We start from the raw sequence: 26588 nt of genomic DNA, 5'->3' as shown, positions 1-26588 counted from the left end.
GCATCGGATCTTCGAATCAAGGCCGCTCATCGAGCGGCCTTTTTCTTTTGCATCCTCCGCCACTGCGGAATCGACGCTTCCGCACTTTCCGACGAAAATACGCAGCATGGGCCATCGAGCGAACAGCGCACACGCCGCGCCCCTCACGCGTAGATACGCAACGCCCTCCCCTCCCCAGGCCGCCATGCGCGGCCTTTTGCTTTCATGGAGACCACTCATGACCGAACCCGCCATGGCGATCGCGGCGGCCGCCAGCCTGGGCGTCGCCGCATCGCTGCCTGGCGTGGACGGCAACGCGCTGATCGGCGCGTTCGCCGGCGCCACGCTGTTTGTCGTCTCGTCCAAGGAGCTGCCGATCTGGCGGCGCCTTGCCTATCTCGGCGTGTCCATCGCGCTGGGTTACCTGGCCGCGCCGGAGGTGATGCGCTGGCTGCCCTTGCAGGCTTCGGGTGTCGCTGCGTTTCTCGGCGCGGCGCTCGGCGTCACCGTCACGCTGGGCCTGCTCGAACGCGGCCGCACCTTCGACCTCGACGCCTGGCTGCGCAGCCGGGGAGGCCCGCATGCGTGACCCCGTCGAACTGCTCACCCTGTTCGCCTGCAGCTCGATCTGCCTGCGGCTGATCACCTACCGGCGCGCGCCGGATGCGCGCTACCGCCCCTGGGTCTCGGCCTGCGCCTGGCTGCTGATCGTGTGCAGCGGCGGCCAGGCCATCCATATCGCGCTCGGCCATGCGGCGCCGGGCGAGACCACGCTGTGGCAGCTCGGCATCCTGCTGGTGCTGGCCGCGCTGCTGCACGTGGCGCGCGGCAATCTGGCGCGCGTGCTGAGGCTGGACGCATGAACGCCATGGGCATGCACACCAGCGCGCTCGGCGTGGCGCTGATCAAGCAGTTCGAAGGCTTGCGCACCTGCGCTTATCTCGACGCTGCGGGCATCTGGACCATCGGCTACGGCCACACCGGAGAGGAGGTGCGCTCCGGCTTGCGCATCGATGCGACGCAGGCGGATGTGCTGTTGCGCGAGGACCTGGGCAGCGCGGAAGAAGCGGTGCGCGCGTGGGTGACGCAAGCGCTGGCGCAGGCTTCGTTCGATGCGCTGGTGAGCTTCGTATTCAACGTCGGCGCCACCGCGTTCGCCGGTTCCACCCTGCTACGCAAGCTCAACGATGGCGACATGGAGGGCGCCGCCGCCGAGTTCGAACGCTGGCGCTATGCCGGCGGCCGCGTGCTGCCGGGGCTGCTGCGCCGGCGCATCGCGGAGCGCACGCTGTTTCTGTCGCCGCATCCGGCCAACGTCGCGCTGCGGAAGTGACGCCTCCGCGCTTTCACCCCTAATCTGGCTACAACGCGACATCGCATCCAACGCAGCGCCACGCATCCGAACCCGCCCATCGAGGCGGGTTTTTCTTTTTCCGCCACGGGAACCCGCCATGAGTTTCACCAACATCAACGCCGCGCTCGTCGCCGGCTACCAGGCCGCCGCGCTCAACCTGCCCACCGCCTACGAAGGCACCGACTTCGCGCCGACCACCGGCCAGCCCTGGGCCGCTGTGTCGGTGCTGCCGCTGCCGGTTGTAGGCGGCAGCCTGGGCGCGGCCGGCAACGACCGCCACACCGGCACCTTCCAGATCGACCTCAACGACGCGCCGGGCGGCGGCATCGCCCGCCTGCTGTCGCTGGCCGACACCCTGCGCGGCTATTTCAAGGCCGGCCGTCAGCTCGACGGCAACGGCCTGCCCGTGCTGGTCAACAGCACCAGCCGCAGCGTGGTCACCAGCAAGGACGGCTGGCTGCGCATGTCGGTGATCGTCACCTGGTCCGCCTGGACCGACCACGGCTGAGCCGTGACCTCTTCGCTTGTTCGACCCGGGCCTTCTGGGCCCCACCCGTGCGGCCGCATGCCGCGCGTTTCTTTCCATCAAGGAGCATCCGCATGACCATCGCCACCGGCAGCCGCCACAGCCTCGCCTACATCGCCGAGGCCACCTACGGCGCCACGCCCGCCACGCCGGCGTTCCGCCAGCTGCGCCACAAGAGCACCACGCTTGCCCTCACCAAGAACACCTTGCAGTCCGAAGAACTGCGCGGCGACCGCCAGATCGCCGACCTGCGCCACGGCACCATCCAGGTGGGCGGCGACATGCAGGGCGAGCTGAGCTACGGCGCCTACGACGACCTGTTCGCCGCCGCGCTCGGCGGCAGCTGGACCGCCAACGTGCTCAACGCCGGCACCGCGCGCAACAGCTTCACCCTCGAACGCCACTTCGCCGATATCGGCCAGTACCTGCGCTACACCGGCTGCGAGATCAACGGCCTGCATTTCGACGTGCAGCCGGGCGCCATCGCCAACGTCACCTTCGACGTGATCGGCCAGGGCGAAGCCGTGGACGCCAGCGCCGTGGCCGGCGCCACCTACGTCAACGCCGCGGCCAACCGCCCGATGGATGCGCTAAGCGGCGCGATCAAGGAAGGCGGCACCGTGCTGGGCGTGGTGACGGAGCTGAAGCTGGACCTGGCCAATGGCATCGAGCCGCGCTTCGTGATCGGCAGCGCCAAGACCCTGCAGCCGAGCATCGGCCGCAGCAACCTCACCGGCACGCTCACCGCGTATTTCCTGGACGGTTCGCTGCTGTCGAAGTTCATCGGCGAGACCGAGAGCTCGCTGGAGCTGACCCTGTCCGACGGCACCAACAGCTATGTGCTGTACCTGCCGCGCATCAAGTACACCGGCGGCCAGGCCGACGTGGCCAACGACGGCCCGGTCACCTTGTCGCTGCCGATCCAGGCCCTGTACGACAGCGCGACCGGCACCCAGCTGCGCATCACCCGGAGCGGCGCATGAGCGGCATGGACGACTTCAGTATCCGCCAGCGCGCCAACGACGGCCGCCGGATCGCGCTGAGCCTGCCCGACGGTTCGTCCACCGACCACTGGCTGCAGATCCGCAGCCGCTGGTCGGATGCGTTCCGCCAGGCGCGCGACGAAGCGATGCAGCAGGTGGCCCGCGTGGCGCAGTCCGGCGAAGCGGAACTGGAAGCGGCGCTGGAGCAGAGCATGCTGGCGGTGCGTTCTGCACTGGTCTCGGCGTGGAGCTTCGACGAGCCCTGCGTGGCGGCGAACGTGCAGGCCTTCCTGCGCGAAGCGCCGCAGATCGCCGAGCTGGTGGACCGCGCCGGCGCCGACGATCCGGCTTTTTTCGGCAACGCCTTCGCCAGCTCGCCGACTGGCTGAAGGCGCAGCAGCAGCTGGCCCGCCCGACCGGCGCGGGCGGCCAGCCGTTGCAGCGGCATCTCGAAGCGGTGCAACGCCAGCTCGGCCGCCTGCCGGCCGAGCTGGCCGACCGCCCGGCATGCCCGGCGGAACTGGCCTATCTGGCCGAGTGGCTGGCGCAGTTGCCTACGCCGCTCACCCATACGGAACTCCATCACTGGACGCAGCTCACCGCCCGGCGACTCGATCGCTGGGAGGTGGAAGCGCTGATGATGCTCGACAGGATACGCAGCGATGGCTGATATCGACAGCAACAGCCTCAATAATTTCGTGACCGCCTTGAACAAGGCGAGCAAGTCGCTGGGCGACATGCAGAAGGCGATGGATGCGGCGACGAAGTCGACGCAGAACGCTGGCAAGGCGGCGGACAGCGCTGCCAAGGAAGCCGCCAAGCCCGAGTCGACCGAGAAAGCCGTCAGCGGCTCGGCGCAGAAGATCAAGGACGACTTCGCCAAGGACCTGATGGCGGCGTTCAACGCGGATGGCAAAGCCGCCCGCGATGCGCGCATGAAGGCCCGCGACGATCTGTACAACGATCTCAAGCGCGGTGTCGCGGACACCACCAGCTACGGCCTGGCGGATGCGGCACGCACGAGCTACGACGGCGACAACAAGTATGCGAAGGCTTTCCTCGGCGCCTTCGCCAAGAACCCGGACGCGGCGAAAAGCGGTGCCGCGACGGACGCTGCCAAAACAGGTGGCGATGCGGCAAAGGGCGGCACCGGCAAGACCGAAGACGAGGTCGCCAAGAGCACGGACTTCATGGTCGATCTCGCTGCGCAGGCGGGCGAACGGATTCGCGGTTCGCTGGGCACGATGCTCTACGACACGCTCGACGGTAACTTCAAGAACGTGGGCAAGAGCTTTCGTTCGATGCTGCGCCAGATGGTCGCCGACATGGCCGCTTCGCAGATCTCCAAGCTGGCGGGTTCCGCCCTGGGCTTGCTCGGCAATTTCGTCGGAGGTCTGTTCAACAACAACACTTGGTCCGGCTTGAACAGCCCGAACATCCTCGGTGGCGACTCCTACCTGGGCACTGGCTCGACGCTGTTCAACTGGACCGGCAGCGCCGGCGCCCTCAGCTATGGCGTGCCTGCCGCTTCCAGCGGCTTCCGCGCCTTCGCCCGCGGCGGCATCGTCAACAGCCCCACGCTGTTCCCGATGGCCACCGGCACCGGCCTGATGGGCGAAGCCGGCCCCGAAGCGATCATGCCACTCACCCGCGGTTCCGATGGCCGCCTCGGCGTGCGCAGCAGCCGCGATGGCGGCAACGGCGTCAATAACAACATCAGCATCACCGTCAACGTCGGCGCCAACGGCAACGCGCAGAGCGATACGCAGGCGCAGAGCGACGACGCCGGCCGCCAGCTCGCTTCGATGGTGGAAGGCAAGGTCAAGGAAGTCATGGCGCGCGAGCAGCGCCAGGGCGGCATTTTGTGGAGGATGCAGCATGCCTGAAGTATTCAGTTGGGTTCCGCAGGTGGAGCCGCAGGGCCAGACCACCTTCCGCGTGCGCAGCGCGCAGTTCGGCGACGGCTATACCCAGACCGTCACCGACGGCATCAACAACCGCGTGGACAGCTGGCCGCTCTCGTTCGACGGTGACGGCAGCTACATGGCGCCGATCAAGGACTTCCTCGATCGCCACGCCGGCGCCGCCTCGTTCCAGTGGACCCCGCCGCTGGGCGCGCCGTCGCTGTTCCGCTGCGCCGGCTACACCCTGGTGCCGCGCGCGGCCGGCAACTACACGTTATCGGCCACCTTCCAGCAGGTGTTCGCGCCATGAGCATCTACGCCGATATCCAGAAACTGGAACCCGGCGCGGAGATCGAGCTGTTCGAGCTGGACGCGCGCTCGATCACCGGCGGCGGCACGGGTGATGTGCTGCGTTTCCACGGCTATACGCAGGTCGGTTCGATCTGGTGGCAGGGGCTGGAGTACGCGCCCTGGCCGATCCAGGCCGAGGGCTTCGAGCTCAATCCCGACAAGCCGCCGATGCCGATGCTGAGCGTGGGCAATGTCGACGGCCGCATCACCGCACTATGCCTGGCCTACCAGGACCTGGTCGGCGCGCTGCTGGTGCGCCATCGCACGTTCGGCCGCTATCTCGATGCGCGCAACTTCGCCGACGGCAATGCCAGCGCCGATGCCACGCAGGAGTTTCCGCCGGACAAGTGGTTCCTGGAACGCAAGGCCAGCGAGACCAACACGCTGGTGCAGTTCGAACTCGCCAGTGCGCTGGACTTCGGCCAGCAGCAATTGCCGGGGCGCACGATCATCGCCAACAGCTGCAGCTGGCTGCAGCGTGGCGGTTATCGCGGGCCGTACTGCGGTTATACGGGCGAGCCGGTGGCGAAGGCGGACGACACGCCGACCAGCGATCCGGCACAGGATGTGTGCGGCGGGCGCCTGTCGTCGTGCAAGCTGCGCTTCGGCCAGAACAACCCGATCCCGTTCGGCAGCTATCCCGCTGCCGGCCTGCTGCGCACATGAACCCGGCAACCCTGGACGCCTTCCGTGCTCACGCAGTTGCCGACTATCCACGCGAGGCCTGCGGGCTGGTGGTGGTGGCCAAGGGGCGCGAGCGCTATATCGCCTGCCGCAATCTCGCCACCACACCGAGCGAGCATTTCGTGCTGGCCGCGGAGGACTATGCGGCAGCCGAGGAGCTGGGCGAGATCGTGGCTGTGATGCACTCGCATCCCGATGTGCCGGCGCGTGCGTCGGAGGGTGACCGGGTGGCGTGCGAGGCATCCGGGTTGCCGTGGTGGATCGTGTCGGTGGTTCCCGATGCCGATGGCAAGCCGCAAGCGGGCGAGCTTTCGTGCATCGAACCTAGCGGCTATGAAGCGCCGCTGGTCGGAAGGCCGTTCCATCACGGTGTGCTGGATTGCTGGACGTTATGCCGCGACTGGTATGCGCGCGAATGGAACCTCGCGCTGCCGGACCCGATGCGGCACGACAACTGGTGGGACGACGGCCGCTCCGATCTATATACCGACAACCTCGCCGCCGCCGGCTTCGTGCCCGTTGATGCCAAGGACATCCGGCGTGGCGATCTGATCCTGATGCAGATCAGAAGCCGCAACCTGGTGCCGAATCATGCGGGCGTCTATCTGGGTGACGGCTTGCTGCTGCATCACATGTACGGGCGACTTTCCAGCCGCGACGTGTACGGCGGTTACTGGGTGGAGAATACGCGGCTTGTCGCCCGCCACAGCAGCTGACCTTGCCGCGCGGCAGCGGCTTATCCGCAGACCATCAGAGCCCCGCCACACGGGGCTTTTTTCTTGAATGGTGATTCCATGCAACAACTACGCACTGTGCGCCTCTACGGTGTGCTGGGCTCGAAGTTCGGCCGGACCTTCCGGCTCGCGCTCGACACCCAGGCGCCTGCGGAAGCCATCGCTGCGCTGTCCGCGCAATTGAAGGGATTTCGGGAGTTCATGCTCAAGGCCAAGGACCGCGGCCTGGGCTTCTCGGTTTTCGTCGGCAAGCGCAACCTTAAGGAAGAGCAGCTCAACGATCCCAGCGGCGCGGAAGACATCCGCATCGCACCGATCTTGCTGGGCAGCAAGAACGGCGGCGTGTTCAACGTGATCCTCGGCGTTGTGCTGGTCGCCATCGCCTACTTCAACCCGTTCAACCTGCTGACCGGCCCGATGATCTCGTCGATGTACGGCATCGGCAGCAGCATGATCATGGGTGGCGTCGTGCAATTGCTTTCGCCGCAGCCGAAGGGCCTCAAGCTCTCCGACCGCCCCGATAACCAGCCCAGCTACGTCTTCAACGGCCCCGTCAACACGCAGGCCCAGGGCAATCCCGTGCCCGTGCTGTACGGCCGCCTGATCGTCGGCTCCGCTGTGGTCTCCGCCGGCATCCATGCCGAGGACTACGCGCCGGCCACCGCAGGCGTCGGCAGCGGCGTGAACCTCAACGGCCACGTGCTCAAGAACTTCTACGAGAGGCAAGCATGACATCCACTTCCCACGGCGTGCCGCGAACGGTGCGCCTGTATGGAACGCTCGGTGCGCGCTTCGGACGGCGGTTCCAGCTGGTGCTGGATTCCAACACGCCGGCCGAAGCGATCGCCGCGCTGTCCTCGCAGCTCAAAGGCTTTGGCGAGTTCCTGCTCAAAGCGAAAGATCGCGGCATCGGTTTCGCCGTCTTCGCCGGCAAGCGCAACCTCAAGGAAGAGGACCTTTCCCGCCCAGCCGGCGGCGAGGACATCCGCATCGCCCCGATCCTGCTCGGCAGCAAGAACGGCGGCCTGTTCAACATCATCGCCGGTGCGGTGCTGTTCGTGGTCGGCGGCTTCATCTCCGGCTGGACCATGGGCGCGGGCGCTGGCATCGGCGGCTACATGATGCAGGCGGGACTGGGCATGATGCTCGGCGGCGTCGTGCAGATGCTGGCGCCGCATCCGCGCGGCCTGCAGATGGGCGACCGCCCAGACAACCAGCCCAGCTACGTCTTCAACGGCGCCATCAACACGCAGGCCCAAGGCAACCCCGTCCCCGTGCTCTACGGCCGCATGGTCGTCGGCTCCGCCGTGGTCTCCGCCGGCATTCATGCCGAGGACTACGCACCGGCCACCGCAGGCGTCGGCGGCGGCGTGAATCTCAACGGCCGCGTGCTCAAGAACTTCTACGAGAGGTAGACATGACTTCCACCATTCAAGGCGCCAAGGGCGGCGGCAGCCAGCGCACGCCCGTCGAGTCACCGGACAGCCTGCGCTCGATCGCCTACTTCCGCATCCTGGACCTGGTCAGCGAGGGCGAGATCGGCGGCCTGGTCAACGGGCTGCAATCGATCTACCTGGACGAGACACCGCTGGCCAACCCCGACGGCTCGCTCAATTTCCAGAACGTGCACGTGGAAACGCGCACCGGCACGCAGGACCAGGAGGAAGTGCCTGGCTATCCGGCGGTGGAGAACGAGATCAATGTCGGCGTGGAGCTCAAGCAGAGCACGCCGTGGATCCGTTCGCTGAGCAATACGTCGTTGTCGGCCGTGCGCGTGACCATCGGTGTGCCGGGCCTGTCCAAGGCCAATACGTCCAACGGCGACATCAACGGCTACTCGGTGCAGTACAAGATCGAGGTGCAGACCGACAGCGGCGCGTGGCAGCTGGCCTATACCGGCGCGATCACCGGCAAGACCACCAGCAAGTACCAGCGCAGCCATCGCATCGACCTGCCGGCGGCGCAGAACGGCTGGAACGTGCGCGTCACGCGCATCACCGCGAATGCCAACAGCTCGTCGATCGCCGACATCACCACCATCGACAGCTACACGGAAGTGATCGACGGCAAGCTGCGCTATCCCAACAGCGCGCTGCTGGGCATTTCCGGCGACGCCGCGCAGTTCAGCAATATCCCCAGCCGCGCGTACGACTTGTGGGGCCGCATCCTGCAAGTGCCGAGCAACTACGATCCGCTGGCGCGCACTTACAGCGGCGTGTGGGACGGCAGCTTCAAGCCGGCGTGGACCGATAACCCGGCGTGGATCTACTACGACCTGGCCACGCACCCGCGCTACGGCCTGGGCCATCTGATCACCGCCGCGCAGGTGAACAAGTGGGAGCTGTACCGCATCGCGCAGTATTGCGACCAGGCCGTGAGCGATGGCAAGGGCGGCACGGAGCCGCGCTTTACCTGCAACGTGTTCCTGCAGACCGCCAGCGACGCGTACAAGCTGCTGAGTGATCTGGCGAGCGTGTTCCGCGGCATCTCGTTCTGGACGGGCGGCGCCATCACGGCTTCCGCCGATATGCCGGCGGACCCGGTGTATGCGTACAGCGCGGCCAACGTGATCGGCGGCCAGTTCACCTATGCGGCGAGCACGCGCAAGACGCGCTACACCACCGCGCTGGTGACCTGGAACGACCCCAGCGATTTCTATCGCGCCAAGGTCGAGTACGTGGAGGACCGCACGGGCCTGGCGCGCTATGGCATCCAGCAGACCACGCTCACCGCGTTCGGCTGCACCTCGCAGGCGCAGGCGCAGCGTGCGGGCCAGTGGGTGCTGCTTACCTCGCGGCTGGAAACCGATACGGTGACCTTCAAGGTCGGCCTGGACGGCACCATCGCAGCGCCGGGGCAGATCGTCCGCATCACCGACCCCGCCCGCGCCGGCAAGCGCCAGGGCGGGCGTGTCCATCAGGCCACGCGGACCGTGGTGACGGTGGACAAGGCGCCGGAGCAGGTGGCGGTCGGCGATCGGCTGACGGTGATGTTGTCCACTGGCGTCTCGGAAACGCAGGCCATTACGGCAATCGATGGCGTGCAGCTCACCGTGGCGGCTCCGGGCTTCTCGGTGCAGCCGGAAACGGAAGCCGTATGGGTGGTGGAGAGCGACACGCTCGCCGCGCAAACCTACCGCGTGCTGTCGGTGATCGAGGACAAGTCCTCCAGCGATATCAGTTACACCATCACCGCCTTGCAGCACGTGCCGGGCAAGTTCGCGGCGATCGACAACGGTGCGATCATCCAGATCCCGCCGATCAGCTCCCTGCCCGCCTCGACGCAGGCGCCGCCGGCGAACGTGCAGCTCAATGGGCATGTGGTGATCACGCAGGGCATCGCCACGAATGTGGTGACGATCGCGTGGGGTGCGGCGGCCGGTGCTACCAGTTACCAGGTGGAATGGCGGCGCAACGATGGCGAGTGGGTGAGCGCGGGGCGTACGTCCGGCTTGTCCGTCGATGTGGAAGGAATCTACACCGGCACTTACATCGCGCGCGTTCGTGCGGTCAGCCCCGGTGGCGTGGTGTCGTTGCCGGCCTTGTCGGCAGCAACCGATGTACTGGGCAAGACCGGTGCGCCGCCGGTGGTCGCCGCGCTGAAAGCCACGTCGAAAGTGTGGGGCATCCATCTGGAATGGAGCTTCCCCGCCGGCACCGACGACACCCAGCGTACCGAGGTATGGCGCTCCACTACGCCGAACCTGCAGGACGCCACCAAGATGGCCGACCTGGCCTATCCGCAGAACTCGCTCGACATCGATGGCCTTGCCGCCGGCGTGTCGTTCTACTTCTGGGTGCGGCTGGTGGACAAGACCGGCAACATCGGCGCGTTCTATCCCAACGGCACGGGCTTGCCGGCCCAGTCGAGCAGCAGCCAGGCCGACTACGAGCCGGTGATCGCCGGACTGATCGGGCAAACGGAGCTGGGCCAGCAGATTCTCGAAGGCGTCGATCTGGCGACGTCGGATATGGCAGGCGACGCAGGTGAATGGGCCGGCGACAACGGCCATTTCGCCGGCACCTGGACGCTGCTGGATGCCGTGCAGGATGGCGACCGGTCGATGGCCAAGCGCGTGGACCTGGTGCAGGCCACGGTGGACAACACCAGCGCCGCCGTGCAGCAGACGTCGCAGGCGGTGGTCGATCTCAACGGGAAGGTCAGTGCGACGTGGACGGTGAAGTGCCAGGTCAGTTCCGATGGGCGCATCTATGGCGCGGGCATGGGCCTGGGTGTGGAGCAGCAGCCAGATGGATCGTATCAGTCGCAGGCGTTGTTTCAGGCGGATCGGTTTGCGGTGATCAATACCGCGAACAATAACGTTACTGCTCCGTTCGTTATCCAGAATGGGCAGACGTATATCCGGCAGGCGTTGATTGGTGATGGGTGGATCAACAACGCGATGATTGGGGATTACATCCAGTCGACAGATTACGTGGCGAATCAGCGGGGCTGGAAGATCAGCAAGAGCGGCAACAGCTTTGAGTTGAACGGTAGTGGTGGTGGCGGACGGCTGCTCATCACCAATACGCTGGTGCAAGTCTTCGACGGCAATGGCGTGATGCGTGTCCGCCTGGGGATATGGTGATGGGTATCGGCCTGCAGATAAGCGATGCGCAAGGCACGCCGATTCTCGACACCAGCATGCGCACCGGGCGGATACTTGGCTCGATAACCATCTCTGGCAACGCCGGGTCAACCACGGTTCCTACCGTGGTTGGCACACCGTTCCTGGTCGTTACAAGTTGGCCGCGATCGTACAACTCCGGTCAGTTTGGAACAGCCTATGTCTGGGGCGATGTGACGTTTGATGGCACGACCATCAGATGGAGCTTTGGCCTTGGCGGTCCCATCTATGACTCCGTCACCGTCTACTACGGATCCTACTGATGAGCGCAGGCTTCGAAGTAATCAACGACTCGCAATCGATCCTCATCGATCAGAATTTTCAGAATCTCGCACTCGTATCCCGCGGGACGATATCCGTTGCCTCTAATACCTCGCCGGGAGGCCAGTATGGGTTCACCAACATTCCGGCCACGGGGATTCCCTTGATCTTCGTGCGCAGCACGGGACTAGTGTCGATTATCAGTACGGCAAGCGGGCGCTTTGATTGGCAGATGGCGAAGGGCGTAACCAGCTTTGACTACTACGCATTTGCGCCGCCGCAGATCATATCTGGGAACTTTGGCCTGCAGGTCTACGGATCCGATGGAACGCTCTGTTTCGACGCCCAGCAGAAGTATCTGCGCGTCCTTGGAACCACTGCGACCAAGAGCAGCATGTATTTCCCTGATAGCGGCGGGGTAGGCAGCGTCCTTTCATTCCCATTGCAGGGAACGCAACCTGCCGTTTGCTTCTCCGATCCGGGAGGCCAGTTCCAGGTAATTACCGGAACTATTGTTTCCGGCGGAACCTCTTATCGAACTATCGCCAGATGTGGAATGCGCATCAACGGAAGTAGCTTGGAACTAGCTCAGTTCCAGTCTCTCGATAACATATCGCTCCCAAGCGGTGCCAACGTAAATACGAGAGTTGCCAGCTCTCCGTCCATGGTGATCGTCGCAGATGTATCAAATATGTAGGGCTCCTCGAAATTCGTTGGCGCCATCTACCTCTTCATCTGCTCTAACGCTCAACCAGCACGCAGCCACGGAAAGACACTCAGTCTTTCCGGCATGAGCGTCGACTCTCTCAGGATTAACAATGACGCAGCAACACATCAAACTCGGCAGCCAGTCCGATGGCAAAGATGGCGACACCAACCGCATTGCCTGGGGCAAAGCGGAGTCGAACTTCAACGAACTTTATGGCGGCGCCTTGAATGCCCTCTCATTCAAGAACCTGCTGATCAACGGCAACTTTGACGTATGGCAGCGCGGCACGAGCGGCTTCGCCACCACCGGCTATGGATACACGGCCGATCGTTGGAAGTTATTGAGTCCCGGGTCATCGGCAACTGTCAATCGCCAGGCATTCCAAGTGGGCCAGTCGGACGTTCCGAATAACCCGAAGTACTTCATCAGAAGCTCCGTCACGTCTGTCGCCGGTGCCGGTAACTGCTGCACGTTGGCCCAGTTCATCGAAGATGTGTCCAGAATGAGCGGCCAGATGGTCACTGTTTCGTTCTGGGCCAAGGCCGATGCTCCGCGAAAAATCGGTGTAAGTCTCGACCAGAACCCGGGTGCCGGGGGGTCTCCCAGTGCGCAGATTCCCGGCACCGGTCAAGCTGTGCAGCTATCGGCGGTTTGGCAGAAGTTCGTCCTGACGTTCACGCTCCCGTCCATTGCAAGCGTGTCACTGGGGACCAACGGCAATGACTCGACCTCGCTGAACTTCTGGCTGGACGCAGGCGGCACCTATAACGCCCGATCCGGCGGCATCGGGCAGCAGTCCGGCGTATTCGATATCGCCCAGGCTCAGGTGGAGTTCGGCCAGTATGCAACGAGCTTTGATATCCGCCCTCAAGGCATCGAGCTTGGTCTTTGCCAGCGATATGCCCGGCTTGTTAATGGCGGCGGACTGACCGGCGTTACGCTCAGCGCGACCACCATTCTTTTCGCCGGCCATTGGCCCACCATGCGCGCGGGCCCCACCGTCACACTGCTGAAGACGAGCTTCTCCGCAGCAACCTATGAGCTTCTGGTCGGAGCGGCCTGGGCAGGTGGTACCAATTGTGCGCTGTCCCAGCCGGGCGTCACTCCGCAGAGCATCATGACGGCAGTCAACGGATTCTCAGGACTTACATCCGGCCAGCCCGTGCTTATCAACAACGTCGGCGCGAACGTATTCCTGCTGGAAGCGGATTTCTAGGCAAGTCGCCGCCTGTTGTATCCCACAAAGCCGCGCTCGGCGACCTTATAGGTATGGCCGGCGCGGCATCACGGCGACACATCAACCTATACGACCAGGGATCTCGTTATGGCCAGTGGCCTGCAAGTATTCGATGCCATGGGCGCCACGATGCTGGACTTGTCCTACATGTCTCCGCGTCTTCTTGGCACAGCGACGCTCACCAGCAGCTATGGCTCGATAGACCTGCCATTCCTGAACATGGGAACCCCTTTCATCATCGCACCCACGATTCCCTCCATAGGAAGCACTTCCTATGGTCCGTATGCGGTAGGCCTCGTCTGGAGCATCGCCGGCAAGACCCTCACCTGGCGGTTTGATGGTCAGTACCAGCAAACTCGTTCGGCCGCCATCTGGTACGGGAATTACTGATGGAAGCCAGATTCCAAGCCATAGCGGAGAACGGCTCGCTACTTGTCGACTCAGACTGGCCAAGCATGGTGCTTGTCCAGAAAGGAACGATCTCCGTCGGGTCGAATACCGCGCCTGAAGGCATGTGGGGAAGCACGTACTGGAGCAATCCGCGAGGAGGCCAGTCCATCGTTTTTCTGCGCGGAAGTGGCTTCGCTGCGGTCACCGATTGCGCCCCCACAGGCTTCAGCTGGTACTTCGCGAAGGGAGTCACTACATGTAACTACTACGCATTTGTTCCGGTAATGCAAGCACAGGGAAGGGTTGGACTCCAGCTTTTCGATGCGCAGGGCACGATTACCTATGACGCCACACAACGGCCTCTGCGTATTCGGCAAGTAATCTCGGCGGGTGGCATGCTGATTTGGCCTGATTCGGGAGGAGTCGGCACCATCGTCCCCTTCTCTCTCGTTAACCCGGGATCTGCCGCGATCGCCTTCTCAGACCCCGGCATGTACTCGCAGTATCTGACCGGAACGCCTGTTGGGTCGCCCATCTGGCGATCACCGGCGAATGTCTGCATGCGCATCAATGGCAGCAACTTGGAAATTGCCGCCTGCCAGAGCATTACCAACGTCAATCCCGGGTCGGGCGTAGCCATTTCCTCAAGAAGTGGAATTCAGCCGCAGCTTCTCTTCGAATGCGACGTCACTGGACTATAGGACTGTCAGCCAAACCGGACATTCCTTCACTCCACCGCAAGATGCCACGCCTTGAGTCGCCCCCCATATTTCACAAAGCCGCGACAAGCGGCTTTTTTCTTGGACACGCCCAATGTCACAACAACACATCAACCTCGGCACCCAATCCGACGGCAAGGACGGCGATACCAATCGCGCGGCATGGGAGAAGACCGAGCACAACTTCAACGACCTGTATGGCGGCGCCATGTCCGTGCAGGCGATGAAGAACAAACTGATCAACGGCAAGCTGGATATCTGGCAGGCGGGTAGCACCGCGACAGCCACTTCGGCCAATGCGATTGCGTGGGGGCCGGATCGTTATCTGGGCCAGGCCTATAACGGGTCCGCCGGCACCGGCACGTCGACGATTACGCTCAACCAGCAGTCCTTTGCAGTCGGCCAGGATGCAGTACCTGGCAACCCTAAGTTCTTCGCCCGCTTGCAAGCCACGGCAGTCGGGCCGCAGGGCGGCACGGGATCGATGATACGGACGCTCCAGTACATCGAAGATGTGTCCAGCCTGTCCGGCGGCACAGCCACCTTCTCGGTCTGGTTGAAGGCCGACTCTCCACGCAATATCGGCTTTGCGCTTCAGCAGAATTTCGGCAGTGGTGGATCGGCAGCCGTCATGGCGGCGCAGACGATTTTCGCCGTCACCACGAGCTGGCAGCGCTTCACCTTCACCTTCCCCGTGCCGTCCATTGCCGGCAAGACGCTCGGCGACAGTCATAACCTCTCGCTCAGCCTGTATCTCTACAAACAGGACAACTCGGACAGCACGACCTTCGCTCCACTGGGTTCCTGGGCGACCGGCATCTATCTCGACTTCGCCATGATGCAGCTCGAAGCCGGCAGCATCGCCACCGATTTCGATGCGCGCCCGTTCGCCGTCGAGGAATTGCTGTGCAAGCGCTATTGCACGACAAGTTCCAGCCTCCTGATCGGCCGCTGGGGCTCCGCGACCGGCGTCCGCTTCTACAACGACTTTGAAGTACCCATGCGGCGCGCCCCAGCCTGCTCGCTCCTGACTACGGCATTTCAGGCCGAGGCGACGCAGGTCGCCATCTACACAATCAACGGCGCGCAGATCACCCAGGCCATCGGCGACAACCGCCGCTTTTTCATGGACGTCACGGGCACGATCAGTGGTGGCACGCCTTCGGCCGGCGCCATGGCGCAGCTCAACCTGCCGCAGGTGTTTCTTTTCCGAGCCGAGTACTGAGGCCGCGCGGCCATCTGCTCTCGCGAACCGATTCGTTGTCCGGGCACTTGAGGTGCCCGGCGTCTTTTCTCCAGGAACCCACATGTCCATCCAACTGATCAACCTCGGCACCCCGCCGAAGGGCGAGGACGGCGACACCAATCGCACCGCCCACATCAAGTGCAACGACAACTTCACCAACCTCGACGGTCGCGCCTCTGCTGCCCAAGCTGCGGCCGATAGCGCCAGCCAATTGGCCGGAATCGCGAAGACGACGGCCGACACCGCAAAGGCGACCGCCGATCGAGCGCTACCGAACGCCAACCCTGTGTTCACCGGCAGCATCGGCAAGACAGGGGTGACCAATGAATTCTGCTATCGCGTATCCAATACCGGCGTCGATCGCGGCATTGGCGGCTCGTGGGGCGATTGGTCGCAGAATCGGACGCCGGCACTGCAAGTCGATGCGCAGAGCAATATCTCTGCCTATATGTTGGCTCGGGCAACCCACTGGGGCGTGCGGCACCTGGCCGCGATCGACGCTTACGAAGGCGGCTCCGACACCTCCCATCCCGTAATCAGCATGCACGTGGGCGCCACGGTCAACGCCTTCCAGTTCTACGAATCGGGCAACGCGACTTTCGCCGGCACCCTCGCACAGAACTCCGACTACCGTATCAAGCGCGACGTGGTCGCCATCGATGGCGCCGCCGCGGCTGCCGGCCTGCGCGCCGTGCGCCCCGTCGAGTACACAGACAATCGCGACCCAGCCGACGCACCGCGCCGCGCCGGCATGATCGCCCATGAACTCGCGCAGCCGTTTCCGCTGCTGGTCCAGGGGACGAAGAACGCCGTGCATAAGGTGGTCCGCCTGGAAGGCGACACGACGCCGTATGAACCAGGCACAGAGCCGGCGGGATATGCGCCGCCGACTGCGGTCGAGCGCGAAGAACCCGTGCTGCAGAACGTCAACTACATCGGCGCGGTGCCTTACCTGATCGCCGCATGGAAGCACACCGACGACCTTCTGCAGCAGGCGATCGCTCGCATTGCCGCGCTGGAGCAGCGATTCCAGGCTGCCGCTGACAATCGCTGACGCCGACATGAGCGCACTGGCATCAACGACCCGCTCCCGCTAGTTTGTGCACTCCCACCCGGCGCCCGCTTCGACCGGCGCCCGCTGCACAAGGACGTCGCATGAACCACCCCGCCCAGCGCTCCAACCTTCCCTGGCTCGCCGCCGTCACCGCCATGCTGGTGGTGGTGGCATGGCATTGCGTCACCTTCGGTCTGATGATGCTTCGCGCGCCGTCGGATAACGAACAGATCTTCACTTATCTGACGATGACGCTGAAGACGATCGGCGAAGGTTTGCTGGTGCAGGGCGGGCTGGCGTTCCTGGTCGCGCAGTGGCACGGCGAGCGCCATCAGGAGTGGGCGTTCCGGCGGCCGCTGATGACGATGGCGGTATTCGCCGGAGGCTTGCTGGGCTGGGACGTCGTGGTCATGGTGGTGTACCGGGGCACGTTCATGCTGCTTGGCACGACGATGATGGGGCATGGCGTACAGACCGGGATCTTCGCGCTCGGCCTGGCGCTGGACGTCGTCGGCATCGCATCGTCGTGGTGGCTGGCTTTGCTGGTCTGCCGGAAGGATAGAGTCGCCATGCCGCCACCTGCAGGGCAGCGCGCGCGTGCGGCGGGCCTCGCCGGATGGATGCAGGCGACGGCGGTGGTCGTGGGCATGTCGCTGCTGTATCCGTTGGTCAACGCGTACGACGCCTATTCGCCGGTGATCGTGATAAGCACCTGGATCGGTGCACTGCTGGCCGGGGCGCTCGCCTTCGGCGGCGCATGGCTTGGTTTGCCGCGCAATCTGTCGCTGGTGCGTGTGGGCCGGCTCTTTGGCGCGAGCGTGCTTGCGTTCGTGTGCGCTTATCTGTTGCTGGCTGGCGTTGGCGTGGTGGTAGCGCTGCTGATCTTCGGCGGCAACGGCCGGATGGGCGACGCGATCGCCATCGCGGTCCTGGTCGCCCTTGGCTTGATTCCGTTGCTTGGCATGCTCGGCTTCCAGTGGCTGTGGACGCGCGTGCTCTACGCAAAACTGCGGCGTGCACCGGCTGCGTAAGCAGCTGTAGCTGAACGCGGCGAATCCCGCCAAGCGCCACCTCAGGGCGCCAGCCCTTCACCCCTTTAAGCGACCTCCCGCCTTCGTTCGGCATGGGGTCGCTTTGCCGTGCCTGTGGCACGGCCATTCCAACCCTTTGCCGCTCTCACAGGAACAGCTTTCATGACTCAGCAGCACATCAACCTCGGCACCCAATCCGACGGCAAGGACGGCGACACCAACCGTGTGGCCTGGCAGAAGACCGAAGCCAACTTCAACGAGCTTTACGGCGGCGCGCTGAGCATCGCCACCTTCAAGAACCGTTTTATCAACGGCGGTTTCGATATCTGGCAGCGCGGCACCAGCTTCACCTCCACCAGCTACTGCGCCGACCGTTTCCTGATCCAGATGAACGGAACCACGGCCAGCGCGACGCGGCAGGCTTTCGCGGTTGGCCAGACCGCGGTGCCGGACAATCCGGCGTATTACATGCGCTGCGCGGTCAGCTCGGTCGCCGGCGCCGGCAGCGCCTGCTATCTGGGGCAGCGCATCGAGAGTGCGGCGGCACTGGCCGGCAAGCGGGTCACCATGTCGTTCTATGCCAAGGCGGATGCCGCCAGAAAGATTGCAATGGAAGCCACCCAGTTCTTCGGCACCGCCGGCCCGGGTTCGGTCAATGGCATCGGCGTCACCACCTTCAACCTCACCAGCGGTTGGCAGAAGTTCTACGTCACCTTCGACCTGCCCGCACTGGCCGTCGCCACGCTGGGACCCAATGGCGACGACTTCCTGCAGATCGCGCTGTGGATGGACGCGGGCGCCAATTTCAGCGCGCGCACCAACGCGCTGGGCCAGCAGTCCGGCACTTTCGACTTCGCGCAGTGGCAGCTGGAACTCGGCGAGGCGGCGACGTCGTTCGAAAAGCGTCCGCCCGCGGTCGAGCAGTTGCTGTGTTCCCGCTACTGCCAGGTCTTCAAAGCCAGCGTCGGCACCGGCATCAGCGTGGGCACGCAGTACAGCGGCGGATCCGCGTTCGTTCCCCTGCCGCTGCCGGCCCTCATGCGCACGATCCCGTCACTGACCAATCTGGGCGCTCCGCTGCGCTGGGTCGGCGCGGCGACCAGCAGCAGCGATCCGACCGTGCAATCGATCAATCCGGGACTGGTCGGGCTGATTTTTGCGGTCAGCGGCGGCGCACCGTGGTCCAGCGGCTATGCGTCGGCGAATGGCGGGCCGCTGTCGCTGCTGCTGGAGGCTGAGATCTGATCGTCTGCCGGAACAGCTGACTCAGATCAGCCGCTCCGCTTCCAACTCACTCTTGAGATACGCGTAGTAGATAGGCGCCGCCACCAACCCCGGCAACCCAAACGCCGCCTCCACCAGCAACATCGCCACCAGCAATTCCCACGCACGCGAACGGATCTGCGTCCCGACGATGCGCGCGTTGAGGAAGTACTCCAGCTTGTGGATCAGTATCAGGAAACCCAGCGCCGCCACACCCACGCCCAGCGATACCGACAGGCCGGCGATGGTGATGGCGGTGTTGGAGATCAGGTTGCCGATCACCGGCAGCAGGCCGACGATGAAGGTAAGCACCACCAGGGTCTTGGCCAGCGGGATGTGATAGCCCATCAGCGGCATCACGCCGAGCAGGAAGATCGCGGTGAACACCGTGTTGATCAGCGAGATCTTGATCTGCGCGAATACGATGTTGTGGAAGGCCTCGGCCAGGCGTTGGCAGCGCAGGCCGAGTGCGGCGGCCAGCGGGCCGACCTGGTGCGCGGGGCGCGTGCGGCTGAGCGCAACGATGCCGCCCAGCACCATGCCGATGATGATGTGCACCAGCACGCGGGCGGTTTCCTTGCCCAGCGACTGCAGGCTGACCGAGTGCTTGTGGGTGAGTTCCAGCGCCATCACGCGCAGCTCGTCCACGCTGTCCGGCAGCCAGCCCACCACGGCGGCGGGCAGCTGCTGGCGGGCTTTTTCCACCAGCGGCATCAGCTGGTCCTGCCACAGCAGTTCCGGATTGCCCAGCTCGGTGCGGAAGAAGCTCAGCGCGCCCAAGATCAGCAGGATCAACAGGCCGACCACGATCACCGCCAGCAGCGCCACCACCAGCACGCGCGCGCGGTCGCCGGGGATGCGCTTGCCGAGCAGCGGCGCGCTCGACTGCACGATCTCGTACACCAGCAGCCCGGCGAACAGCGCCGGCAGCAGGCGCAGGCACAGCACCAGCAGCAGGGCGGCGCCGGCCAGCACGTAGGTGGTGATGCGGATCGGCAGGCTGGGCTGGCGAGGCTGGGGCAGGCTGGTTTCCATGCGGGCTTGGGGCAGTCCAGGGAGTCCGCAGTCTGTCAGCAGCGCATGGCGGTCGCCACCCCGGGAAGGCATGGATGGGAGCGAGGCTTCAGGAAAGCCGGCAGGGTCGTTGCCCTGTCGTAAACTGCGGCGATTCTGTCCGTTTGCTCGACTTACAGGGAAACCCATGCGCATCCGTCTGACGGCGTCCTTCGCCGCCCTCGTCCTGCTCGCCGGCTGTTCGGCCCAGCACGCCGCCAAACCGTCCGCCGCCGCGCAGGCGCCGGCCGCTGCCGCCAAGCCCGTCGCCGACGACAATCTCAATGCCGTGGCCTGGTCGCAGAACGCGATCGAGCACGACCTGATCTACCTGCAGATCTACCGCGACGCCCAGGCCCGCCTGCCGGCCGCGCTGAAGGACAAGAGCTGGGACGCGCTGAGCAAGGAAGACCGCGCCGCGCCGCTGAAGAACCAGAAGCCGGCGGTGGTGCTGGATATCGACGAGACCGTGCTGGACAACTCGCCCTACCAGGCGCGCCTGATCCGCAGCGGCGGCGAATTCAACGAGGCCGACTGGGCCGCCTGGTGCAAGGAGCAGAAGGCGCGCGCCCTGCCGGGCGTGGTCGAGTTCACCCAGTTCGCCGCCAAGCGCGGCGTGGCGGTCATCTATATCTCCAACCGCGCCAAGGACCTGGACGAGGCCACCCTGGCCAATCTGCGCAGCGCCGGCCTGCCGGTGTCCGGCCCGGAGGCCTTCCTGGGCCTGGGCACCTTCGTGCAGGACTGCGAGCAGATCGGCACCGAGAAAGGCTGCCGCCGCCAGCTGATCAGCAAGAAATACCGGGTGTTGATGCAATTTGGCGACCAGATCGGCGATTTTGTCACCGTGCTGGCCAACAACGCCGAGGGCCGCAACAAGGCCATGGCGCCGTACATGAACTGGGTCGGCACGCGCTGGTTCGTGCTGCCGAACGCCACCTATGGCTCCTGGGAGCCGGCCCTGTTCAATAACGACTGGACCGCCCCGCGCAATGAGCGGCATCGCTTGAAAGTCAACGCCTTGCGCGTGGACTGAGATTCTCGCTCACGAACAATCAATGACTTAGCGCATCTAACGAAAGTGTTGCCTTAGCTTTCAGGATGCGGTTAAGATCGCCGCGCCGACCCTGCTGCTGACCACAGATTCTGCGGGCAAGGCCATTTCCCTTCCGGCTCTGCCGGATTACCCCGCGAGGCCCAACGCCCGCGGGGTTTTCTTTTGCCCGGTTCACGGATCGTGAACGGCGCGGCGGATTTGGCACCATCTGCCCTTGTCTCGCCGAAGCGGGCGCCCTTACGCTCCGCCGCTCATCGTCCTGCCCGCCTGGTCCTACCCACCGACGGCGCGGCGATCCACTCCGCGAGATCCCTCCCATGCGTCTTCGTCCGCTCCGTCTTCTACTGCCCGGGCTGCTGGCCCTGGCCGCGCTGGCGGCCTGCCACGACAAGGACAAGCAGAAGGAAGCCGAGCTCACCGGCGGCGCCACGCCGGAGGCGGCGATCCAGGACGAGGTGAAGTCGATCCGCGCCGGCGACTTCGCCGGCTTGTGGAAGCACTCCCTCCCGGCGGCCGACTACGCCACCCTGCGCGCCGACTGGCCGCGCGAGCACGCCGTCGAACCGCCCAGCGCGGAAGACCGCGCGCAGTTCGAGGCGAAGATGAAGGAGCTCACCGAGCCTGGCGCCGAAGACAAGCTCTATGCCCAAGCCAAGCCCAAGCTCACCCAGCTGCAGCAGCAATACAGCGACCAGCTGCCGGTGATGCTCGGCATCGGCCAGGGCATCGCGCGCACCGCGATCGACCAGAGCCACGCCATGACCGCGGTGCAGAAGAAGCAGGCCAACGACATCCTCGACGTGGTGGTGCCCTGGGCGCAGCAGCAGTCGTGGTTCGACCAGGCCAAAGCCAAGCAGTCGATCGCCACCCTGGTAGCCGCCGCGCGCAAGCTCGACATCAAGAATGCCGACCAGCTGCAGGCGATGGATTTCGACACCGCCATGCAGAAGTACAGCACCGGCTATCTCGGCCTGCGCGACGTGCTGGCCATCTACGGCCTGTCGCTGGACCAGGCGCTGGACTCGGTCAAGGTGACCACGCTGGAAAACGCCTACGGCTATGCGCGGGTGAAGATCGATTACGTGCTGCTGGGCAAGCCGCTCAGCACCGAGTCCACCCTGATGCAGCAGGACGGCCGCTGGTACAGCGAAGACCTGCTGAAGAACGTACGCGATGCGCATCAGCGCCTGAGCATGCCCGCCGCCGCGGCGAGTGCGCCGACGCCGGCAGCTGCGGCCAGCACGCACGCGGCCGCCACGCCAGCAGCCGCACCGCCCAAGCGTTAAGAGCTCGTTGCCCCAAGCCCCGCCTACCGGAACGGGCGGGTTCACCCGGTACAATGCGCGAATGCTGAACATGTCGACCGCGGAACTTCCCGCCCGCAGCCGTGCGCCCTGGTGGTTCAACCTGGCCGGGCAATTGCTCGAACCCTGGTTGCGCCTGCGGCGCGACCCGGCCGAACCCGCGACCCTGCTCAAGCCCGGCCTGCCGGTGTGCTACGTGGTGGAGCGCGATGGTTTTTCCGATGCGCTGATCCTGGAACGCGCCTGCCGCGAAGCCGGCCTGCCCAGCCCCATGCAGCCGCTGCAGGGCGCGCGCCGCCGCCGCTCGATGTTTGCGCTGGTGCGCCGCGATGGCTGGCTGTTCGGCCGCAACCGCCACCGCGCGCCCACCGAAACGCTGAGCCAGCTGGTGCGCACGCTGGAGGCCGACCCGGAGCGCGATGTCCAGATCGTGCCGGTGTCCATTTATGTGGGCCGCGCGCCGAACCGCGAGTCCGGCTGGTTCAGCGTGCTGTTCTCCGAGAACTGGGTGATGGTCGGCCGCTTCCGCCGCCTGATCGCGCTGCTGCTCAACGGCCGCGACACCGTGGTGCATTTCTCCACGCCCGTGTCGCTGCGCTCGGTGATGACCGAAGCGGGCGACATCCAGCAGCCGGAGCGTTTCGCGCGCAAGATCGCCCGCGTGCTGCGCACGCATTTCCGCCGCATCCGCGCGGCGGTGATCGGGCCCGACCTTTCGCATCGCCGCACCGTGGTCGATTCGGTGCTCAATGCGGAACCGGTGCGCGACGCCATCGCCGCCACCGCGGCGCGCGAAAACATCAGCCCCGCCAAGGCCTGGCGCAAGGCGCACGACATGGCGATGGAAGTCGCCGCCGACTACTCGCACCCGGTGGTGCGCTCGGTGTCGTTCCTGCTCTCCAATTTCTGGAACAAGCTGTACGACGGCATCGCCATGCATCACTTCGACAAGGTCCGCGCCGCCGCGCCGGGCCACGAAGTGGTGTACGTGCCCTGCCACCGCAGCCATGCCGACTACCTGCTGCTGAGCTATCAGCTGCACCAGGCTGGCGTGGTGGTGCCGCACATCGCCGCGGGCGTGAACCTCAACCTGCCGGTGATCGGCCCGCTGCTGCGCCGCGGCGGCGCGTTCTTCCTGCGCCGCAGCTTCAAGGGCAATGCGCTGTATTCGGTGGTGTTCAACGAATACCTGGCGCAGCTGATCGACCGCGGCGTGCCGATCGAGTACTTCATCGAAGGCGGCCGCTCCCGTACCGGCCGGCTGCTGGCGCCGCGCGCCGGCATGCTGGTGATGACCGTGCGCGCCTTCCTGCGCGCGCCGCGCCGCCCGGTGCTGTTCCAGCCGGTGTACATCGGCTACGAGAAGCTGATGGAAGGCAAGAGCTACGTCGGCGAGCTCTCCGGCAAGGCCAAGGAAAAGGAATCGCTGATCGGCCTGCTGCGCGGCCTGAAAGTGCTGCGCCAGCGCTACGGCCACGTCGCGCTCAACTTCGGCGAACCGATCGAGCTCAATCCGCTGCTCGATGCTGCCAGCCCCGACTGGCGCACCGCCGGCGGCGATCCGGACGTCAAGCCGGAATGGCTCAACAGCGTGGTCGACGATCTGGCCGAGAAGATCCACGTCAATATCAACCGCGCCGCCGACGTGAACCCGATCAACCTGCTGGCGCTGGCCCTGCTGGCCACGCCCAAGCACGCGATGGCGGAGAACGACCTACTCGCCCAGCTCGAGCTGATGAAGGCGCTGCTGGAAGAGCTGCCCTATTCCGACCGCATGACTCTCACCCCGATGGACCCGGCCGGCATCATCGCCTACGGCGAGCAGATGGGCTGGATCAGCCGCGTGCGCCATCCGCTCGGCGACGTGCTGATGACCGAGGGCGAGCAGGCGGTGCTGCTCAGCTACTTCCGCAACAACGTGCTGCACCTGATGGCGACCGCCGCGTGGGTGGCCTGCTGCTTCCTCAACAACCGCCGCATGACGCGCGCTTCGGTGCTGCGCCTGGGCCGCATCATCTATCCCTTCATCCAGGGCGAGCTGTTCCTGCCGTGGGACGCCGACGGCTTCGGCCACCAGGTGCAGGCCACCATCGATTTCTTCGTGCGCCGCGGCCTGCTGGAAGCCACCAGCGAAGGCCGCGTGCTGGAACGCGGCCCCGGCCAGGACGACGCCGCCTATCAATTGCGCGCCATCGCGCGCAGCCTGATCCAGGCCTTCGAGCGCTACTACATCACCATCGCCGCACTGGTGAAGAACGGCCCGCACGTACTCACGCCCGCCGAGCTGGAAAACGCCTGCACGCTCACTGCGCAGCGCCTGGCCCTGCTCAATGAGCTGTCCGCGCCGGAGTTCTTCGACAAGGCGCTGTTCCGCGGCTTTATCCAGAAGCTGCGCGAGAGCCGCATCATCTGGACCGACGAAGGCGGCAAGCTCGATTACGACACCGCGCTGGAAGTGATGGTGCGCGATGCACGCGTGATCCTTGCGCGCGAAGTGCGCCACTCCATTCTCAAGATGACGCCCGGCGGCGACAGCGAGAAGGACGAGCAGCGTCCCGCGCCGCTGGCCGAAGAAGCCGGACAGACGGCCGAACCGCCGGCCGCCGAGCCGCCCGCGGCCGATGAGCCGACCACCAGCGAAACCCTGCACGAGCGCCACGTGGAAACGGAACGGCACGAGCACCACAAGCCGCAGCCATAAGCGGATGACGGCGGACCTCCGGTCCGCCTAGGATGCGGCTTCCGCCAAGGAGGTCGCCATGCACGCCCGTCTCGCCTTCGCAGTCGCCGCCGTCGCCATGCTCCCACTGACCGTGCAGGCGGAGGATGCTCCGCCTGCCGGCGGCCACGACCTCAGCGTGCTTCGCTGCGCGCGGCTGTTCGATCCTGCAGCGGGCAAGATCCTCGGCCAGTCCACCGTGATCGTCGAGGACGGCCGCATCAAGGAAATCCGCAGCGGCGCCGTCGACCCCGAGCCGTATCGCCAGGCCGCCTCAGGCCGGCGCTTCGCCTACGTCGATACCGGCGACAGCACCTGCCTGCCCGGCCTGATCGACTCGCACACCCACCTCACCTCCGAAACCAGCCCCACCGGTTTCACCGACCAGTTCCGCTGGAACATCGCCGACTACGCCGTGCGCTCCACCGTCTATGCGCGGCGCACCTTGCTGGCCGGCTTCACCACGGTGCGCAACCTGGGCGACGGCCAGAACGAATCGATCGCGCTGCGCAATGCCATCAATGCCGGCATCGTGGTGGGCCCGCGCATCTTCACCGCCGGCAAGCCGATCGGCTCCACCGGCGGCCATGCCGACCCCACCGACGGCTACCGCATGGACCTGGCCGGCGACCCGGGCATCAAGGACGGCATCATCAACAGCCCGGAAGACGCCGTCAAAGCCGTGCGCCAGCACTACAAGGACGGCGTGGACCTGCTGAAGATCATGCCCTCCGGCGGCGTGCTCGACGAAAGCGCCAGCGTGGACAACGCGCAGATGACCATCGAGGAGATCAAGGCCGTGGTCACCGCCGCGCACGACTACGGCTACACCGTGGCCGCGCATGCGCATGGCGCCGAAGCGATCCGCCGCGCGGTGCTAGCCGGGGTCGATTCGATCGAGCACGGCACCTTCATGAACGACGAGGACATGAAGCTGATGAAGCAGCACGGCACCTGGTACGTGCCCACCATCACCGCCGGCAAGTACGTGCAGCAGATGGCCGAAAAGCCCGGCTACTACCCGCCCCAGATCGCCGCCAAGGCCAGGCAGGTCGGCCCCATCATCCAGGCCACCGCGGGCAAGGCGTACAAGGCCGGGGTGAAGATCGCCTTCGGCACCGATGCGGCGGTCTACCCGCATGGCCAGAACGCGCGCGAATTCCAGTACATGGTGGAGGCCGGCATTCCGCCCATGGTGGCGCTGCAGGCGGCCACCACCCATGCGGCCGAACTGCTGCACAAGTCGGACGAACTGGGCCAGATCGCCCCGGGCCGCCATGCGGATGTGATCGCGGTGCCCGGCAATCCGCTGGACGACATCAAGGCCATGCAGCAGGTGAGCTTCGTGATGAAGGACGGGGTGATCTACAAGATGGACGGCAAGGCCTTCGAGCCCTGAAGCC

At 65.2% G+C, this 26588-nt stretch carries 28 protein-coding genes; 27 read left to right on the top strand and 1 reads right to left on the bottom strand.

Annotated features, from left to right (window positions below):
• Positions 1–217 precede the first annotated feature (217 nt).
• The 23 genes from KK141_RS14010 (at position 218) to KK141_RS13900 (ending at position 19034) form a co-directional block, all read left to right on the top strand.
• Positions 218–568 (top strand): putative holin, encoded by a 351-nt coding sequence (locus KK141_RS14010; RefSeq protein WP_214569922.1) that lies wholly within the window; start codon positions 218–220, stop codon positions 566–568.
• On the top strand, positions 561–842 hold the full coding sequence (locus KK141_RS14005) for a phage holin family protein (RefSeq protein WP_214569923.1): 282 nt from the start codon (positions 561–563) through the stop codon (positions 840–842). The genes KK141_RS14010 and KK141_RS14005 overlap by 8 nt, the downstream gene beginning before the upstream one ends.
• Positions 839–1312, top strand: coding sequence for a lysozyme (locus KK141_RS14000; protein WP_250901750.1), 474 nt, complete (start codon positions 839–841; stop codon positions 1310–1312). The genes KK141_RS14005 and KK141_RS14000 overlap by 4 nt, the downstream gene beginning before the upstream one ends.
• Before the next feature lie 118 nt (positions 1313–1430).
• Entirely contained in the window at positions 1431–1841 is a 411-nt protein-coding gene (locus KK141_RS13995; protein ID WP_214569924.1) for a phage tail terminator-like protein, read from the top strand.
• A 92-nt stretch (positions 1842–1933) separates the two neighbouring features.
• On the top strand, positions 1934–2842 hold the full coding sequence (locus tag KK141_RS13990) for a phage tail tube protein (protein WP_214569925.1): 909 nt from the start codon (positions 1934–1936) through the stop codon (positions 2840–2842).
• A complete protein-coding gene (locus tag KK141_RS13985) occupies positions 2839–3231 on the top strand; it encodes a hypothetical protein (RefSeq protein ID WP_214569926.1) in 393 nt (130 codons plus the stop codon). The genes KK141_RS13990 and KK141_RS13985 overlap by 4 nt, the downstream gene beginning before the upstream one ends.
• Before the next feature lie 47 nt (positions 3232–3278).
• Entirely contained in the window at positions 3279–3512 is a 234-nt protein-coding gene (locus KK141_RS13980; RefSeq protein WP_214569927.1) for a hypothetical protein, read from the top strand.
• Positions 3505–4728 (top strand): hypothetical protein, encoded by a 1224-nt coding sequence (locus KK141_RS13975; RefSeq protein WP_214569928.1) that lies wholly within the window; start codon positions 3505–3507, stop codon positions 4726–4728. The genes KK141_RS13980 and KK141_RS13975 overlap by 8 nt, the downstream gene beginning before the upstream one ends.
• Positions 4721–5056: a phage tail protein gene (locus KK141_RS13970; RefSeq protein ID WP_167255117.1), complete on the top strand. Its 336-nt coding sequence runs from the start codon at positions 4721–4723 to the stop codon at positions 5054–5056. The genes KK141_RS13975 and KK141_RS13970 overlap by 8 nt, the downstream gene beginning before the upstream one ends.
• On the top strand, positions 5053–5763 hold the full coding sequence (locus tag KK141_RS13965; RefSeq protein WP_214569929.1) for a phage minor tail protein L: 711 nt from the start codon (positions 5053–5055) through the stop codon (positions 5761–5763). Before KK141_RS13970 ends, KK141_RS13965 begins: the two co-directional genes overlap by 4 nt.
• Complete coding sequence (locus KK141_RS13960) at positions 5760–6497, top strand: C40 family peptidase (RefSeq protein WP_214569930.1); 738 nt, start codon at positions 5760–5762, stop codon at positions 6495–6497. Before KK141_RS13965 ends, KK141_RS13960 begins: the two co-directional genes overlap by 4 nt.
• Before the next feature lie 78 nt (positions 6498–6575).
• The gene (locus tag KK141_RS13955; protein WP_214569931.1) at positions 6576–7247 is read left to right on the top strand and encodes a tail assembly protein; all 672 of its coding nucleotides are present in this window, start codon (positions 6576–6578) and stop codon (positions 7245–7247) included.
• Positions 7244–7930 carry a tail assembly protein gene (locus KK141_RS13950; protein WP_214569932.1) on the top strand — a complete coding sequence of 229 codons (687 nt, stop codon included), beginning with the start codon at positions 7244–7246 and terminating at the stop codon, positions 7928–7930. Before KK141_RS13955 ends, KK141_RS13950 begins: the two co-directional genes overlap by 4 nt.
• Before the next feature lie 2 nt (positions 7931–7932).
• On the top strand, positions 7933–11103 hold the full coding sequence (locus tag KK141_RS13945) for a host specificity protein J (RefSeq protein WP_214569933.1): 3171 nt from the start codon (positions 7933–7935) through the stop codon (positions 11101–11103).
• Positions 11103–11405, top strand: a complete 303-nt coding sequence (locus tag KK141_RS13940; protein ID WP_214569934.1) for a hypothetical protein — start codon at positions 11103–11105, stop codon at positions 11403–11405. Before KK141_RS13945 ends, KK141_RS13940 begins: the two co-directional genes overlap by 1 nt.
• Positions 11405–12100 (top strand): hypothetical protein, encoded by a 696-nt coding sequence (locus tag KK141_RS13935; protein ID WP_214569935.1) that lies wholly within the window; start codon positions 11405–11407, stop codon positions 12098–12100. Before KK141_RS13940 ends, KK141_RS13935 begins: the two co-directional genes overlap by 1 nt.
• Before the next feature lie 121 nt (positions 12101–12221).
• Positions 12222–13328, top strand: coding sequence for a carbohydrate binding domain-containing protein (locus tag KK141_RS13930; protein WP_214569936.1), 1107 nt, complete (start codon positions 12222–12224; stop codon positions 13326–13328).
• A 108-nt stretch (positions 13329–13436) separates the two neighbouring features.
• A complete protein-coding gene (locus tag KK141_RS13925; protein WP_214569937.1) occupies positions 13437–13739 on the top strand; it encodes a hypothetical protein in 303 nt (100 codons plus the stop codon).
• A complete protein-coding gene (locus KK141_RS13920; protein WP_214569938.1) occupies positions 13739–14440 on the top strand; it encodes a hypothetical protein in 702 nt (233 codons plus the stop codon). The genes KK141_RS13925 and KK141_RS13920 overlap by 1 nt, the downstream gene beginning before the upstream one ends.
• Positions 14441–14552: 112 nt before the next feature.
• Positions 14553–15683: a carbohydrate binding domain-containing protein gene (locus KK141_RS13915; protein ID WP_214569939.1), complete on the top strand. Its 1131-nt coding sequence runs from the start codon at positions 14553–14555 to the stop codon at positions 15681–15683.
• Positions 15684–15765: 82 nt separating this feature from the next.
• Entirely contained in the window at positions 15766–16758 is a 993-nt protein-coding gene (locus KK141_RS13910) for a tail fiber domain-containing protein (protein ID WP_214569940.1), read from the top strand.
• 101 nt (positions 16759–16859) lie between these two features.
• Entirely contained in the window at positions 16860–17789 is a 930-nt protein-coding gene (locus tag KK141_RS13905) for a hypothetical protein (RefSeq protein ID WP_214569941.1), read from the top strand.
• Positions 17790–17951: 162 nt separating this feature from the next.
• The gene (locus KK141_RS13900) at positions 17952–19034 is read left to right on the top strand and encodes a DUF4627 domain-containing protein (RefSeq protein ID WP_214569942.1); all 1083 of its coding nucleotides are present in this window, start codon (positions 17952–17954) and stop codon (positions 19032–19034) included.
• 21 nt (positions 19035–19055) lie between these two features.
• On the opposite strand, the gene KK141_RS13895 is transcribed toward KK141_RS13900, so the two are convergent.
• Complete coding sequence (locus KK141_RS13895; protein WP_167255094.1) at positions 19056–20087, bottom strand: hypothetical protein; 1032 nt, start codon at positions 20085–20087, stop codon at positions 19056–19058.
• A gap of 166 nt (positions 20088–20253) precedes the next feature.
• Here KK141_RS13895 and KK141_RS13890 point away from each other — a divergent pair, with 166 nt between their 5' ends.
• The 4 genes from KK141_RS13890 to KK141_RS13875 all read left to right on the top strand — a co-directional run bounded on the left by KK141_RS13890 (position 20254) and on the right by KK141_RS13875 (position 26584).
• A complete protein-coding gene (locus tag KK141_RS13890; protein ID WP_214569943.1) occupies positions 20254–21141 on the top strand; it encodes an HAD family acid phosphatase in 888 nt (295 codons plus the stop codon).
• A gap of 338 nt (positions 21142–21479) precedes the next feature.
• A complete protein-coding gene (locus KK141_RS13885) occupies positions 21480–22448 on the top strand; it encodes a hypothetical protein (protein WP_214569944.1) in 969 nt (322 codons plus the stop codon).
• 61 nt (positions 22449–22509) lie between these two features.
• The gene (gene plsB / locus KK141_RS13880) at positions 22510–25167 is read left to right on the top strand and encodes a glycerol-3-phosphate 1-O-acyltransferase PlsB (protein ID WP_214569945.1); all 2658 of its coding nucleotides are present in this window, start codon (positions 22510–22512) and stop codon (positions 25165–25167) included.
• 58 nt (positions 25168–25225) lie between these two features.
• Complete coding sequence (locus tag KK141_RS13875; protein ID WP_214569946.1) at positions 25226–26584, top strand: amidohydrolase family protein; 1359 nt, start codon at positions 25226–25228, stop codon at positions 26582–26584.
• Positions 26585–26588: the final 4 nt, after the last annotated feature.

This window comes from Dyella sp. LX-66 (genome assembly GCF_018599165.1).
Classification (GTDB): Bacteria; Pseudomonadota; Gammaproteobacteria; order Xanthomonadales; family Rhodanobacteraceae; genus Dyella_D; species Dyella_D marensis.
This window is presented reverse-complemented; position numbering and strand designations above follow the sequence as displayed.